We start from the raw sequence: 15,811 nt of genomic DNA, 5'->3' as shown, positions 1-15,811 counted from the left end.
GTCATTTTTTCTTTTTTAACACTATAGCATGTTAAAAGTAGTCATTTTGTTGCTATTGTGTCGTATTTTTGCAGTCTAAACTTACAATTCTACACGATATAAAGCCTTAATTATCAGTTTATGTTGCGATATGTAAAACAACTCAAAATATTCTTTCTAGTGTTAGCCGTAGTGTCTGGGGTTATTATTTATTTCATGTATTCTGCACTAGATACCAATAAACCTTTACCAATTTATCAGCCCAATAGAATCGATGCCTCTCTTGTTGATAGTAGCATTCAGCATAAAAAGAAATACCATACCATTGCCGATTTTAAACTCATCAATCAAAATGGAGACACAATTACACAAGCCAACTATGAGGATAAAATCTATGTTGCTGATTTCTTTTTTACAACCTGTCAAACTATTTGTCCGATAATGACCACACAGATGTACCGCATTCAAAAAGAAATTCTAAATGACGATGAAGTGATGCTTTTATCTCATTCGGTCACTCCAGAAATAGACTCTGTTGAACAATTAAAACGGTATGCTCTTGAAAAAGGTGTTAACGATTACAAATGGAATTTGGTCACAGGCGATAGAAAACACATTTATGATTTAGCTCGAAAATCCTATCTCGTGGTTAAAGATGATGGCTCTGAAAATTACGGAATGATACATACCGAAAACTTTGCATTGATAGATAAGAAGAAGCAAATCAGAGGATTATATAATGGCGTAAGTCCTGCTTCTATTGACTCTTTAATACAAGATATTCAACGACTTAAAAAGGAATATCAATAAAAAACGACTACAATTTTTTTACACTGAATTTTTACTTTATTTTTGCTTACTTAAAATCAATCTAAATAAGCTTGCAACTCACTTTAGCAGATATAAAACGCGGCCAACAAGGTATTATAACTGATGTTTCATCCATACATATTCCTCTTAAGTTATTGGAAATGGGATGTTTACCTGGTAATTTGGTGGAGCTCGTACAAGTGGCGCCTTTTGCAGATCCTATGTATCTCAATATTAATGGAACCCATTTAGCGATTAGAAAAGAAACTGCAATTCACATTTTAATCGAGATTTCAAATGGCTAAACAAATTAATGTTGCTCTTATTGGAAATCCTAACACAGGAAAAACGTCTGTATTTAATGCTTTAACAGGTTTAAATCAAAAAGTAGGAAATTATCCTGGGATTACGGTTGAAAAGAAAGAAGGGATTTGCAAACTCCCTAGAGGTGTGAAAGCCCATATCATCGATTTGCCAGGGACTTACAGCTTAAACGCATCATCGCTTGATGAAAATGTGGTTATTGAATTACTTCTTAATAAAAATGATAAAGATTTTCCCGACGTTGCAGTCGTGGTTAGTGATGTCGAAAATTTAAAACGAAACCTATTACTTTACACGCAAATTAAAGACCTGGAAATTCCAACGATTCTAGTCATTAATATGTCTGATAGGATGACCTACAAAGGGATAAAATTAGATATTCCTTATCTGGAACAGAAGCTGGAGACCAAAATTGCACTTATAAGTACAAGAAAAAATAGAGGTATAGACGAGCTCAAAGAAGTGATTGCTAACTATAAAGAATTATCTGTTAAGCCCTGTTTAAATGCTTCGGAAATTGATACCGATTATTTTGATAAACTCAGAAAAGCCTTCCCTAATCAGTTATTATACAAGCTTTGGTTGGTTATTACTCAAGATGTTAACTTCGGAAAAGTAGACCGAAATCAAATAGATGCCATTCATAGTTTTAAGACAAAAAGTGAGGCAGATCTCAAACGTTTACAGCAAAAAGAAACGATTAAGAGATATCAGTTTATTAATAATACGCTTAAAAAAGGGCAAACTATCGACTTAAATTCTGCCAAGGATTTGCGCATTAAACTGGATCGGATTTTAACTCATAAAGTATGGGGTTATTTGATCTTCGGGATCATTCTTCTTACCATTTTTCAAGCCATTTACGATTGGTCAAGTGTTCCTATGGATTTTATAGATAGTGCATTTGCATCCTTAAGTGAGTGGACAAAACACCTAATGCCAGAAGGCGCTTTTACTAATTTGATAGCCGAAGGCATTATTCCGGGACTAGGCGGTATCGTTATATTCATTCCGCAGATTGCATTTCTGTTTTTGTTTATTTCTGTCTTAGAAGAAAGTGGCTATATGAGTCGTGTTGTTTTTTTAATGGATCGTATTATGAGGCGTTTCGGATTGAGCGGAAAGAGTGTAGTGCCCTTAATTTCTGGAACAGCTTGTGCCATTCCTGCTATCATGGCGACGCGAAATATTGAAAGTTGGAAAGAGCGTCTTATCACTATTTTGGTTACACCTTTTACAACTTGTTCGGCACGTTTACCAGTGTATTTAATTATCATTTCACTGGTGATTCCTGAAGGACGATTTTTCGGATTAAGTTATCAGGCATTAACCCTAATGTTACTTTACCTTATCGGATTTGGAGCAGCGATTGTTTCTGCGTGGATTTTAAATAAAGTCTTAAAAATTAGAAGCAAAACATTTTTTGTTGTTGAAATGCCCAATTATAAAGTGCCCTTATTAAAAAATGTAGCCTTAACCGTTTTAGAAAAAACTAAATCTTTTGTTTTTGGAGCCGGTAAAATCATTTTAGCAATTTCGATAGTATTATGGTTTTTAGCTTCTTATGGTCCTGGTGAACAATTCAATAATGCAGAAGATATTGTAACACAACAACACGCTTTAGATAACCTTACACAAGATGAACTAGATCAAAAAATAGCGTCGCATAAACTAGAACATTCCTTTATAGGTATTGCAGGACATGCCATCGAACCTGCGATTAGACCCTTAGGTTACGACTGGAAAATTGGTATCGCCATTGTCAGTTCATTTGCGGCAAGAGAAGTTTTTGTGGGAACCTTAGCAACTATTTATAGCGTAGGAAGTGACGAAGAAGAAACCATTAAAAACCGCATGGCAGGAGAAGTGAATCCAATTTTAGGCGGACCGTTATTTAATTTTGCTAGTGGGATTTCCTTGCTCTTATTCTATGCATTTGCAATGCAGTGTATGAGTACTCTGGCCATTGTAAAACGAGAAACGAACTCTTGGAAATGGCCAATGTACCAATTGGTGATTATGAGTGCATTTGCGTATCTTGTAGCTTTAATAGCTTATCAATTTTTAAAGTAAGTTTCCTACTGCTAATTAGGATTCTGATGAAATAAAACAATATTAGTAACGACAAACCTATCATGAATACGATTATACAAAATATATTGGTTTTTGCTGCAGTAGCCTTAGCGTTGTGGTTTTTACTGAATAAGTTTGGCGTTCTTCCGAAGAAAAAAACAGCTGTAACTAAAGCTTGTGGTAAAGATGATTGTGGCTGTCACTAAAGTCGCTTAGGCTGAAAGACAATTTCAAGATGGTATTCTTTTTTTGGAATCGCTGCTGTGGTTTTTGGATAGGGAGTTAAAGCCATTCCGTAAATTTTAAAATCATCGGCATTAAAAGCCAGATTGTTGTCTTCAATAACATAGCCACTGGCGTCAATAATTATAATTTTATCAGAAATAAATGCTCCGTTTTTATAAAGCGCTAAACGGACTTTAGCCTCACCTGCTCTTATACACATCACCTCTTTTGGACATCTAGAATCAGAAATAACATTCTTGAATTTCACCTGATAGTCTTTGTAGTTTGTTTTTTCATTCAACCCTATTATAGAACTCACGCTAAGCGAGTCTTTCGTAAAAGGCGTCTGAGCTTCTATAAATGTAAAGGCACATAACAGGCTGATTACAATCGTAAGCGTAATTTTTTTCATAGCTTGAATTTAACTAAAAACAAACATTAATCTGTTTAGGATTAACAAAACATTAAAATTTTAGTTACATTTGTAAAATATTTAAGCATACTTAAAAATTAATTAAAGCTATTTAAAAATGTCTATAGCTATTGAAAATTTTGTAAAAGCCATTTACAACAACGACAAGCACGATATAAAAAATACCAAGCCTGGAAATATCGCCAAGAAGCTGGGAATTTCAAATGCAGCTGCAACCGATATGGCTAAAAAGCTAGCGGCAAAAGATTTATTGAATTACGAAAAATATCAAGCGCTTCAACTTACTGAAAAAGGAACCAAAATGGCACTCAATGTCGTAAGAAAACACCGGCTTTGGGAAGCATTTTTATTCAAAATGTTTGATATGTCTCTGCATGATATTCATCGGGAAGCCGAATTATTAGAGCATCAAACTTCAGATTTATTAGCAGAAAAAATAAGTGATTATTTAGGCCATCCAAAGTTTGATCCTCATGGTGATCCCATCCCCAATGCAGATGGCGAAATCACTACTGAAGATACATCGATTGCTTTGTCTGATGCCATCGAAGGGAACACCTATACGATTTCTAGATTGATGAGTGATGATAAAGAATTCTTTGATTTTTGTGCGCAAAACCAAATTAAATATAGAAATACAATAACGGTGTCCAAGCAGTTTGTTAGTAACAAAATGACTCAAATTTCAATAGCATCAAATACCATTGTTTTAAATGAAGATTTTACAAAAATTATTTATGTTGATGAAAACTAAAAGTAAATTAGATGGTCTTAATTATAGCCCCAAGGCCCTTTTATTATGTACAGTATTGGTCTTGTGGTCTGTGTTTTCTTATGCTCAAAACACAAGTCAGTTACCTTCAACGACTGAAGCATTAGTCACAGACAGACCTGATGCTACCGAAGCTTCGTCAACAGTAGGGAAAGGAATTCTCCAAATCGAAACAGGTGGTTTGTATGAATCTTTTGAAGCCAATTCTACAAAACAGGAAGCCTATACCTACAATACAACACTAATTAGATATGGAATTCTTGATAATTTAGAATTGCGTTTGGGTTGGGATTTTGTAGAAGGTGTAACAAAAGTTAATGGTCATAAATTAGCTAATGTAAGCAGCGGTTTATCTCCATTGTTACTTGGGGTAAAAATTGATATTGCCAAAGAAGACAATGGTATGCCAGAAATAGCCTTAATTGGTCACGTTTTCCCATTGTTTACAGCAGCTCAAGATTACCGTCCGGAAACAACAGGTGTCGATTTTAGATTTTCTCTGTCACATACCTTAAGTGAAAAATCCAGCTTAGGCTATAATATTGGTGCAGAATGGGGAAATGATTCTCCTGAAGCTGCAGCTATCTATACGCTGGCTTATGGCTATAGTATTACGGATAAATTTGGGATGTACGCTGAGCTCTATGGCGATTTACCTGAAGATAGTTCGGCCAACCATTATTGGGATGCTGGCTTTACGTATTTGGTGTCTAACGATTTACAATTAGATGCCTACTTCGGAACAAGCATCACCAAAGGACAAGATCTATTAGTGGGTTTAGGCGCAAGTTTCAGAATGCTTAATGAACGCTAACTAATAACGATTATTAAAAAAACAAAAATGAAAAAAAATATACTCTTAGTATTAATCATCGTAAGTTTCAGTTGTAAAAAAGAAACGCCATCCAACGGCAAATTAAATATAGTAACCACAACAACCATGATTACCGATTTGGTAAAAAACATAGGTGGTGATTATGTAAATGTTCAAGGTTTAATGGGAAGTGGCGTTGATCCACACCTTTATAAAGCAAGTGAAGGTGATGTGACCAAACTGGTAGAAGCAAACGTCATTTTTTATAACGGATTGCACCTTGAAGGAAAGCTTGTTGAGGTATTTGAAAAAATGGGAAGTGCGACCAAAACACCAATTGCTTTAGGAGAAGAACTCGATAAAAAGACATTGATTGGTTCCGATTATTTTGCATCCAATTACGATCCGCATGTATGGTTTGATATAGATTATTTTAAGCAATTTGCAAACAAAGTGGCTCAAGTGCTTTCCGAAAAGGACCCTAAAAATGCAGAAGCCTATTCTAAAAATTTAGAAACTTATTTAGAAAAACTCACAGCTCTTAAAACCAAGGTGGTTACAATCATTAATGAGCTTCCTAAGGATAAAAGAATTTTGGTGACGGCTCATGACGCTTTTAATTACTTCGGAAAGGCCTATGATTTTGAGGTGGTTGGTTTACAGGGTTTATCAACAGCAACCGAAGCTGGAGTTAAAGATGTACAAAAACTGTCAGCATTCATTATTGAGAAAAACATCAAAGCTATTTTTGTAGAAAGTTCTGTTCCTAAGCGAACCATTGAAGCCTTACAAGCCGCTGTAAAATCTAAAAATCATGAAGTAGCCATTGGAGGAACTTTATATTCTGATGCCTTAGGAAATGCAGGAACAGCCGAAGGCACATATATTGGGATGTTTGAGTATAATGTCAATACGATTGTTAATGCACTGAAATAAATCAACTGGCATACGCATCTAATCTGTAATCACACAAAAGATTCTTAAGAGGTGCCTCATTCTGAAAGACAAAAACATAAAATATGACTAAAATTGCAGTTCAAGTAGACGATTTAACAGTAGCTTACAACTACAAGCCAGTACTTTGGGATATTGATTTAGAAATCCCTGAAGGTGTACTTATGGCTATAGTTGGTCCCAATGGTGCTGGAAAATCAACGCTCATCAAATCTATTTTAGGCATCTTAAAACCTATTGCAGGAAGTGTTACAATTTATGGAAAATCTTACGAAAAACAACGGTCTTTAGTAGCTTATGTGCCTCAAAAGGGAAGTGTTGACTGGGATTTTCCAACCACAGCACTCGATGTCGTAATGATGGGCACCTACGGAAGTTTAGGCTGGATTAAGCGTCCGCGTCAAAAAGAAAAAAAAGCAGCTTTAGAAGCCCTTGAAAAAGTTGGTATGCTGCCTTTTAAAAACCGACAAATAAGTCAGTTGTCTGGTGGCCAGCAACAGCGTATATTTTTAGCACGTGCTCTTGTACAAGATGCATCCATCTATTTTATGGATGAACCGTTTCAAGGTGTTGATGCTACAACTGAAATTGCCATCATCAATATTTTAAAAGAATTACGAAAAGCAGGCAAAACAGTTATCGTTGTGCATCATGATTTACAAACAGTTCCCGAATATTTTGATTGGGTCACCTTTTTGAATGTGAAAAAAATTGCAACGGGTCCGGTGAAAGATATTTTTAATGATGATAATTTGACCAAGACCTATGGTATTAATTATAAGGTAAGCATACAGGAATAATGAATATTCAGGAGTATTTCTCTTTAGTGTTTTCTGACTACACGCTCAGAACCATTACACTTGGTACAGCCATTCTGGGTGCCGTAACAGGTATGCTGGGAAGCTTTGCAGTGCTCAGAAAGCAAAGTTTACTTGGTGATGCCATTTCACATGCCGCACTTCCCGGTATTGCCATTGCATTTCTTATGACAGGAGCAAAAGACAGTAATACTTTATTATTGGGAGCTTTGGTTAGCGGATTAATTGGTACGTTTTGGATTCGAGGTATTATTACTAAAACCCATTTGAAATCTGATACAGCTCTCGGACTCATTTTGTCCTTGTTTTTTGGCTTCGGAATGCTCTTACTTACACACATACAAAAACAACCTAATGCTAATCAGGCAGGACTGGATAAATATTTATTTGGGCAAGCGGCTACGCTTGTTGAAAGTGATGTGTGGATGATGGCCATCGTTACCGGAATTTGCCTTATTGTACTGTTGTTGTTTTGGAAAGAATTTAAGATTTTACTTTTCGATAAAGACTATGCTAAAACACTTGGGTTTAATACCAAAACGATTGATATATTAATCACAAGTTTTATTGTATTGGCGATTGTTTTAGGGCTCCAAACAGTAGGTGTTGTACTCATGAGTGCTATGTTGTTAGCACCTGCCGCAGCAGCTAGACAATGGACGAATAGTTTAGCAACTATGGTGTTTTTGGCAGCGATTTTTGGAGCGCTTTCTGGAGTATTCGGAACCGCAATAAGTGCCAGTCAAAACAATTTGTCTACAGGACCAGTAATTGTTCTTATTGCTGCAGTATTTGTATTCGTTTCTTTTGTGTTTTCTCCAAGTCGAGGCTTATTATTTAAACAGATTCGATTTATAAAAAACCGACGTGATTTAGAGTTGCATAAAACACTAGCATTCATGTACCATATTGCCGAAACACATGATGATATTTCACATCCTCACGAGATTAAAATCTTAAACAATTTTCAGGGTTTTACTAGAGGAACATTAAAGAAACTGGTTGAAAAAAACTATGTTACACTGCAAGGCACGACTTGGAGTTTAACCCATGAAGGCTTTAAATCGGCTTCGAACTTATACAATCAATTAAATAAAAACGATGAGTAACGCACAAATAGAAATACAACTTATTGCTAGTTTAGTTGCCATCGCCTGTGCCATTCCAGGAACTTTTCTGGTACTTCGAAAAATGGCCATGATTAGTGATGCGATAAGCCATTCAATTCTTCCGGGAATTGTTGTTGGGTTCTTTATTACTCAGGATTTAAATTCGCCATTACTAATTTTACTAGCTGCTTTAACGGGTGTAATAACAGTGGTTTTGGTAGAGTATATTCAGAAAACAGGTTTGGTAAAAGAAGATACAGCTATTGGTTTAGTATTTCCAGTACTGTTTAGTATTGGTGTGTTGATGATTGCTAAAAAAGCCAATGATGTTCATTTAGATATTGACGCAGTTTTGGTAGGCGAATTGGCTCTAGCTCCTTTTGATCGTTTAATTATTTCTGGTGTTGATGTCGGTCCCAAATCATTGTGGATTATTGGTGGGATTCTTTTAGTTACCATAGGTTTGTTAATTGCGTTTTTTAAAGAATTAAAGCTGAGTACCTTTGATAAAGGTCTGGCTGCTTCTTTAGGCTTTTCTCCTGCGATTATTCACTACGGATTAATGTCTGTTTCATCGGTAACTACGGTTGGCGCTTTTGATGCTGTTGGTGCGATTCTAGTTGTTGCTTTAATGATTGCTCCAGCGGCCACGGCCTATCTTTTAACGACAGATTTAAAGAAAATGCTCCTACTTTCTATAGTCTTTGGTGTGTTTAGTGCCATTTCTGGGTACTGGTTTGCTCATTGGCTTGATGCTTCTATAGCGGGCTCTATTACAACCATGCTTGGTGTCTTGTTTTTAATGGTGTATTTATTCGCGCCTAGTAAAGGTATAATTGCGGTAATGTACAGAGAGAAACAACAGCGTACAGAGGTTTCATTACTTACGTTTTTACTTCATTTAAAAAATCATGACGAAGAAGCCGAGCGTCATGTTAACCATTTAAATGAGCATATCAACTGGCAGAAAGTACGCTCTAAAACCGTTTTGGATCTGGCTCTAAAAAATAATATGATAGTCATAAACAATGCTATTGTATCATTAACATCTAAAGGGAACGAATTTACGACCCAAGCTATTGATTATATTATAACTAACGAAGATGCTCAGATAGAAGATATGAAAGATGACTTCTTTTTGTTTAGAGGTTAGATTCTTCAGTTGTGCTTCCTTGTCTGTCAAAAAACAAAAGTATTTTCAGTTAGTCTTTAATAAGTTTCAATCCTTTAGCAATTAACACTTCAGAATCATAAAACCGGATGGATGTTTTTATAGTACGATTCGAAGTATCTCTTGGCGACTTTGTATCGAATCTAGCTTTAGAACTATTAAAATTTAGCGTGTACTTTTCATCAAGGTCTAAAGTTTCCGTAGAAAAAGTAATCACCTTTTTGTCTATTGTCCAAGTTCCTTTTCCGTAAAGATGGACGTCATTAGGAATTCTTCGTTCATGTTTTTTATAGGCATAAAACTCAAAAGTGCCATCTGCATTTAAGGTTAATGTACGTGAGAGTGAAGTCGTTGTACCATGTCTTTCAACTTTATAGATGCCCGTTAGGTCTTGTGCATTTAGAGACACAGCGCATAAAGCTAACATCATGGGTATGATTAGTTTCATATTATTTAAAGGTATTTAAAATCTCCAATTGACTCTTCAATTCTTCAATAGTAACTTCCTTAAAGTTAAAATCAATTTTAGGATTGGCTTCTGTTTTGGTATCTATGGTATCGTAGTAGAGTTTTCCATTTTTTCGTTGTATAGCAACCAGAATAATAGCTTCATTAGCACCAACAGTTTGAAAATCATAAACGCCATTTGTATGCCAGCTAGGTAAAATAGAGTTATACGATTTAAAAACCATATTTATATGTGCGCCTTCTGCGTTTTTAATTTTGAGTTTGTAGGGGATACGTTTTGTGTTTCTATTGATAAAGCGATCACAATTAATCCATCCTAATTTTGAAGTGCTCAGTACATAATAGCTGGCGTCTCTCGAAGAAATACTAGTATCGCTTTCGTTGCTTAATCGCGCTTCAAACGCTTTAGCAGTTATAGCTTCTGATCCAGCAGCAAACACTTGTTTCGGAGTGAGATTCATGACTCTGGTAGTTGTTGGTATTTTAGTTTCATCCCAAGGAACTCTTAGTATATGTCCGCCACGTGTTATCGAATCATCATCAAGAATTTTGAATTTCGTGTTATCCATTTCAAAAAGTGATTTTCTTAACATATAACGTCTCAAATTTGCAGTACCAATTTCTCTTATGAGTCGTTGTTGTTTGTAACGTTGCCATGCATTTATAAATAATGAATCTACAGGGAAATCTTTATCATGCATGACTTCTCTTATCTGTTCAACGATGCCTCTACGATCACTATAAATAGTGTCCATTTCAATAGGGTTTACGCTTATGTTTTGAGGAGAAATTACAGAGGTGCTGGTGGTCACGCTGTCTATAGTTCCAAAGAAACTAGTTACGGTACGTTCGTCTGGAATATCAAAAACAATAGGTAAAGAATAAGGAACTGTTACCGCTTTTCCGCGTTGCAGACCAGGATTCATTTTTGGTAATAAATTTATTACACGTTCGGCTTCTTCACTTAGTCTCGGATGAGCGGCACGTGTTTGAACAAAAACGATACGACCCTCTGGATCGATTTTAAAAATACAATTGATTCGTTGTTTTCCGGTTAAGTTAAGACCAGGAGCCAAATCGGTATTGAAGTTTCGGCTAATAAATTTTGAAATGGCTTTGGTCGTACATTGTTTTCTAATATCATTGTCTGCATTTTCACAACCTGGAAATGTAGGTGCTTGCTCAACAACAGAAAACGGAACTTCGATACCTGCTTCAAGGATTTCGAGATGTTCTAATTCTTCTATAGATTCATTTTGAAGCTGCCAGTTGATAGTTTCATCTTCCCATTCACCAGAAAATAATTGCATACCAGATTTTGGGCTTTGATTAGGAAACGAAATCTCAATAGGTTTGTTTTTTTGGAGTTCTAATTTGGTATTCCCTTGTAGGGCTTCAATATAAAGCATGCCGCCAGTTTCTAATTGTTTTCCGTTTGAAACCGTTGTCAAATTTGCCATCAATATATCCGAAAGTTTATAATATTCGGTAATGTTTAAACGAATGTTACCCTGAATAACTTGTTTGGTTTTTGGATTGATAAACGCCCCTTTACTAATCTTTAAAATGGTGCCTTCGGGTGCTTTAATGGTTGTGTCTTTCTGGGTATTTAGGGTGACCATTTGCGCTCTTTTTCTGAACGTGTTGGCCTTTGTTGAAATAGCTTCAGATGCATCTAAATGGGGTGTTGTTTCCAAAGGAGATGTAGGAATTTCAGCCGTGCTTGTGGTCTTTTTTTCTTCGGAAGCATCTATATGGATTTCAGATGCGGGTTTTTCTGTAGAAACGGTATCACTAATAATCGTATTTAGATTCTCATTATTTGAAGTTGGCTCAACTTCCGAAGCCTTAAAAACCAACGTAAATACCATGACCAAAACACCAATAAGGATGATAGATATACCTGCAATTTTTAGCCATTTTTCGGTGAGATAAGCACGTTTCCCTTGTAGGATATCGGCTTTAATTTCTAGACGTTTTAATCCGTTTATAAACACAAGATGTTCTTCATAAAGGGAATGGAATTCGTTATCGTTTTGAAGTTTTGATTCAAAATCCTGACGTGCCTCATTTGAAAGTAAGTTATTGAGGTAATCGTTTATATAGGCGATATGTTGATTGTAAGTTTCCATGCTTTTAATTTTAAGATTGAACCGATTTTAGTTGGGTTTGATAGATGTCTTTTGCTTTTTGTAAGCATTTGTACTTCTGATTTTTTGCAATTTTTGAAGATTTAAATTGCATGACTTTAGCGATATCATGAAATGACATGGCTTTGAGATAAAACAGTTGTAGCAATTGTTGACATCGGGTTCCTATTTCGGAAAAAGCATGCTCGGCAAGCTGGTATTTTTTTTCTTCAATCACCTCCTGAAAGACTGCAACCTCTTGCGCATTGAGTTCTTGTAGTTGTTGTTTGGAGATGTTTTTTTGAATGTCTGACCACACAAATCTGGAAACCGAATACAGATAGGTATAAAATGAAGCGGTTAACTTAAAATTGGAAGTTTCGAGATTTCGGTTTAAGATGATAAGCGCTTCCTGAAACACATCACTGGCATCTGCTTTACAACCTCCTTTAGAGAGAATTAATTTTTCAATTCTAGGGTAGAGGTGGTATAGTTTTTTAAACGCTTTATCGCGTTGACCATTTTTAAATAGTACTAAAATGTCTTGATCGCTCATACACTGTTTTACTTATTAATGGTCAAAAGTTGAAAAGGTCTCCTTAAATTATTCGATTAAAGTTCACAATTATGATACCAAATTAAACAGAGGAGGTTATCGGGCACAATTAACGCAAAGTAAGCTTTCGGGTCTTATAAGGATGCGTCCAACAGGAATGGGTTGCTTGCACTTTAAACAGATGCCAAAATCTTCATTTTTAAGGTTAGCTAGTACACGTTTTAGGTTGTTAAGTTTTGTTTCGGCTTGTCGTAAAGATGCTTCATTAACACTTTTATTATTGATGGCATCCATCCGACTTACACGACCTATAGCATCACTTGGAGCAATAGGTTTTGTGAGTTCCTCATAGTTTAATATTTGAGATTTAGTTGTCTCAATTTCTTGAAGAATGATTTGTTGTATATGGGCTTTATCCATTCTTAAAAATAGGTTCCTTTCGAATAAATTTCACAAGATCTTTTTGTGCACTTTCTTGATTTAAGTACCAACTGCTATAAGTTAAGAAAAAAAGTTGTGTGTTCATTCTGTTTAGAATCCTAAGATGCTCTAAACTAAACTGGGCCTCAAAATCTCCAGGATATCCTATTAAATCGATGCAGTAATAATGGCCGTTTTGAACGACGACTAAATCTATTACCACACCAGATACGATAATGGCTTTGTGCACAGCCTCTATTCCTTGATCCAAAAGAAAGCTAGAAACGTTCATTACAAATTCATCGTAAATATGCTCCTCATTTGTTTTATTGACTGGTGCTGTTTTAGATTCGAGATAACGTTTTAAAAGTGAGTTTGCTGGTAACAAAGAGGGCGTTATAGAAGTGTATAAAAGTTGTTCGTTTCTCGCTCTGGTAATGAGTACATTAAAAACATCTTCTCTGTTTAAATAGTTGAGAGATGCAACATGAGTATTTTGATCAACACAAAAAGAAATAAATACAATGTCTCGTTCTTCACCTTGAAAATGAAACGGCGTACCAATTAAAATGTTATGTTTTTTTGTGATGTCGAATGGAATGGTTTTAGAAACACTTTTTTTCAACAACTGAACTTGCTGAGTAAACGGACTAATAATTCCAATAGAAGGCGTTAATGATTCGTCCAGATCTTGATGCGCAGTAGCGATTTCTTTTAACTTTTCTAGAATTTTATTAACTTCTATAAGATTAGTTCCGTTGTCGTTACGAATACCATTTGTTTCTACTATTTCAATTGAAGATGTCGCATCCGAAATAGGGTTAGATCTTATTAATTTTAGCTGGTTATCATAAAAACTTTGATTGGAAAATTGGATTAAATCCGTCTTACTTCTAAAATGTTCGTCCAAAAAAGTGGTTTGCTCTGGGTTAGAGAGTCGACTATCAATCCAGTCGATGAGACTTTCTTTTCTATAATCGGGAATTGCTTTTCGGATATTATATTTTTGCTTTAACTCTGATTGCTTACTATCTGACAGAAACGAAATATGCTGCAATTGATGAGGATCACCTACTATAATTGCTTTTTTTGCTCTGTATAATGCCGGAATGCTCGATGCAATATCGCATTGCGATGATTCATCAAAGATAACCAAGTCAAATAGTTCTTCCTGTAATGGTAAACATTTGGAAATTTCTTTTGTGGTTGTGGCCCATAATGGTAATGCTTCTAGAATAAGTTTAAAATCTACCTGTTTCAATTTTTTATCCACAAGTGTGAGGTTTTTTTCTTTTAGCGAAGCATTGAGTTTTAGAAACTCTATTTTTTTTCGTTGAACTAACTGTAATAAGTCGTATTGAATCTTTTGTGTAATATACTTTTTTACAAGTCTGGTTTTTTCATTTTGAGCATATTTGAGTGAATCGTTGAGAACTCCAATTGGTTTCGTTCTTCTTTTCTGATATTGAAACCATTTATCTTTAAACTTAGAAAAGAAATTTTCTTGATATTCTGAATAAAAGGCGCCCCATTTTAATTCTTCATTTTCAACATCAATAATAGCATTTTCAATATTATCAATGGTTTTTAGGATGCTTTTGATTTGTTTTTGTAACGCTTTTGGGTCTAGTTTCCGACGCGGATTAATAGAAATAGCCTTGCCCAGTTTGGAAGATAGACTCCTTTTATAAATTTGGTTATAGGCTTTTATCACAATACGTTTTAACTTAAAATCTTCTTCAATAATATTGGTTATAACCTTCGAAGCCTGCGCATTTCGTGTTACAATTAAAACCGATTTATTATTAGATATGGCATCTATGGCGAGAGACGCTATAGTAAAGGATTTGCCAGTTCCGGGAGGCCCAATTATTTGAGTAATAGGATAGGCATCCGTAGCATAAAAAGCAGACTCTTGTTTACGACTTAAAGTCGTAGGTAAGTAGATGTCACGCTTCTTTAAAAATGTGATTTCAAACGTATCGAGTTTGAAGAATAAATTTAAAATAGATGATTTGCTATGATGCTCAGAAATGAATGTCAATTCGTTTAAAATACCTACGGAACCTTCGGGTTTTTTAAAAATGCCTAGCATGAAACACGATAGCAATTTTAAGGAACTGATTTCTATTATTTTGCTTCTTTCAAAATAGTTATTAAAGCTAAAGTTGATGTCCTCATAGTTTTTAAGATCGTAAGAATTCCATGAAGAAAAGTACTTGCTGAAAAATGTTTTGAGGTCTTTTAAGTTTTCTGAACCAAACGGATTTGAAGGTGTATTTTTTGCTACGACATCTTGAGAAATATCTAAGCTGTTGTCCATACTATTGGCCAGTTCAATAAAGTCTGGATTTATGTAGGTATCTTCGACCGAAACATAAGGCGTGTTATTATCTTCAAATAAAATTAATTCATGAATGTAAAGCGGTACGTAAGCTGTTCTTTTAGACCCTAAGGTGTGTTGTTTCCCTTTAATAAAAACCGAACCAGCATAGAGTGTTTTTTCCTTAGAGTTTAAGAACAAAATTTGTTCTGCAGTTTTAGCCCAATTTTTATCGACCGGGATTCTTAAATTAGGATCTCTAAAAAAAGTAGAAGAGCCAGGAATCCATCTTTTCTCACATTGATTTGAAATAAAATTTTTAATTCTAATTCCTTTTAAATCAAATTGGTAGCAGTCGCGATAGAATTTTATAATGTGCTTTAAGTCAGACAATAATTACAGATGTTTAATAGGTTTTAGGTTTGAAAAAATA

General features: G+C 35.1%; 16 protein-coding genes. 10 read left to right on the top strand and 6 right to left on the bottom strand.

Annotated elements, in window-relative coordinates; all coding sequences use genetic code 11:
* Positions 1–120 precede the first annotated feature (120 nt).
* The 4 genes from N4270_RS03440 to N4270_RS03425 all read left to right on the top strand — a co-directional run bounded on the left by N4270_RS03440 (position 121) and on the right by N4270_RS03425 (position 3,392).
* A complete protein-coding gene (locus tag N4270_RS03440; RefSeq protein WP_260095408.1) occupies positions 121–789 on the top strand; it encodes an SCO family protein in 669 nt (222 codons plus the stop codon).
* Between the two features lie 71 nt (positions 790–860).
* Complete coding sequence (locus tag N4270_RS03435) at positions 861–1,094, top strand: FeoA family protein (protein WP_260095407.1); 234 nt, start codon at positions 861–863, stop codon at positions 1,092–1,094.
* On the top strand, positions 1,087–3,186 hold the full coding sequence (feoB, locus tag N4270_RS03430) for a ferrous iron transport protein B (RefSeq protein WP_260095406.1): 2,100 nt from the start codon (positions 1,087–1,089) through the stop codon (positions 3,184–3,186). Before N4270_RS03435 ends, feoB begins: the two co-directional genes overlap by 8 nt.
* Positions 3,187–3,248: 62 nt before the next feature.
* Entirely contained in the window at positions 3,249–3,392 is a 144-nt protein-coding gene (locus N4270_RS03425; RefSeq protein WP_260095405.1) for a FeoB-associated Cys-rich membrane protein, read from the top strand.
* Here N4270_RS03425 and N4270_RS03420 read toward each other — a convergent pair.
* Positions 3,389–3,823, bottom strand: a complete 435-nt coding sequence (locus N4270_RS03420) for a hypothetical protein (RefSeq protein ID WP_260095404.1) — start codon at positions 3,821–3,823, stop codon at positions 3,389–3,391. The two genes, N4270_RS03425 and N4270_RS03420, sit on opposite strands and share 4 nt — an antisense overlap.
* 118 nt (positions 3,824–3,941) lie before the next feature.
* Between N4270_RS03420 and N4270_RS03415 the strand changes: the two genes are divergently transcribed.
* From N4270_RS03415 to N4270_RS03390, 6 genes are all read left to right on the top strand, one after another.
* Positions 3,942–4,598, top strand: coding sequence for a metal-dependent transcriptional regulator (locus N4270_RS03415; protein ID WP_260095403.1), 657 nt, complete (start codon positions 3,942–3,944; stop codon positions 4,596–4,598).
* Complete coding sequence (locus N4270_RS03410; protein WP_260095402.1) at positions 4,588–5,430, top strand: transporter; 843 nt, start codon at positions 4,588–4,590, stop codon at positions 5,428–5,430. Before N4270_RS03415 ends, N4270_RS03410 begins: the two co-directional genes overlap by 11 nt.
* Positions 5,431–5,457: 27 nt before the next feature.
* Complete coding sequence (locus N4270_RS03405) at positions 5,458–6,366, top strand: zinc ABC transporter substrate-binding protein (RefSeq protein WP_260095401.1); 909 nt, start codon at positions 5,458–5,460, stop codon at positions 6,364–6,366.
* Positions 6,367–6,449: 83 nt separating this feature from the next.
* Positions 6,450–7,184 (top strand): metal ABC transporter ATP-binding protein, encoded by a 735-nt coding sequence (locus N4270_RS03400; protein WP_260095400.1) that lies wholly within the window; start codon positions 6,450–6,452, stop codon positions 7,182–7,184.
* Entirely contained in the window at positions 7,184–8,311 is a 1,128-nt protein-coding gene (locus tag N4270_RS03395; RefSeq protein WP_260095399.1) for a metal ABC transporter permease, read from the top strand. Before N4270_RS03400 ends, N4270_RS03395 begins: the two co-directional genes overlap by 1 nt.
* Positions 8,304–9,464, top strand: coding sequence for a metal ABC transporter permease (locus N4270_RS03390; protein ID WP_260095397.1), 1,161 nt, complete (start codon positions 8,304–8,306; stop codon positions 9,462–9,464). The genes N4270_RS03395 and N4270_RS03390 overlap by 8 nt, the downstream gene beginning before the upstream one ends.
* Before the next feature lie 49 nt (positions 9,465–9,513).
* Here N4270_RS03390 and N4270_RS03385 read toward each other — a convergent pair whose 3' ends face one another.
* From N4270_RS03385 to N4270_RS03365, 5 genes are all read right to left on the bottom strand, one after another.
* Positions 9,514–9,930 (bottom strand): hypothetical protein, encoded by a 417-nt coding sequence (locus tag N4270_RS03385; protein ID WP_260095395.1) that lies wholly within the window; start codon positions 9,928–9,930, stop codon positions 9,514–9,516.
* 1 nt (position 9,931) lies between these two features.
* The gene (locus tag N4270_RS03380; RefSeq protein ID WP_260095394.1) at positions 9,932–12,082 is read right to left on the bottom strand and encodes an energy transducer TonB; all 2,151 of its coding nucleotides are present in this window, start codon (positions 12,080–12,082) and stop codon (positions 9,932–9,934) included.
* A gap of 10 nt (positions 12,083–12,092) precedes the next feature.
* Positions 12,093–12,635, bottom strand: coding sequence for an RNA polymerase sigma factor (locus tag N4270_RS03375; protein WP_260095393.1), 543 nt, complete (start codon positions 12,633–12,635; stop codon positions 12,093–12,095).
* Between the two features lie 96 nt (positions 12,636–12,731).
* Positions 12,732–13,055, bottom strand: coding sequence for a TraR/DksA C4-type zinc finger protein (locus N4270_RS03370; protein ID WP_260095392.1), 324 nt, complete (start codon positions 13,053–13,055; stop codon positions 12,732–12,734).
* Entirely contained in the window at positions 13,048–15,771 is a 2,724-nt protein-coding gene (locus N4270_RS03365; RefSeq protein ID WP_260095390.1) for a DEAD/DEAH box helicase, read from the bottom strand. The genes N4270_RS03370 and N4270_RS03365 overlap by 8 nt, the downstream gene beginning before the upstream one ends.
* Between the last annotated feature and the right edge of the window lie 40 nt (positions 15,772–15,811).

Origin of the sequence: Psychroserpens sp. SPM9, assembly GCF_025153525.1 — a bacterium.
Classification (GTDB): Bacteria; Bacteroidota; Bacteroidia; order Flavobacteriales; family Flavobacteriaceae; genus Psychroserpens.
Note: the sequence above shows the minus strand (reverse complement) of the source record. Positions and strands in the feature narration are given on the sequence as shown.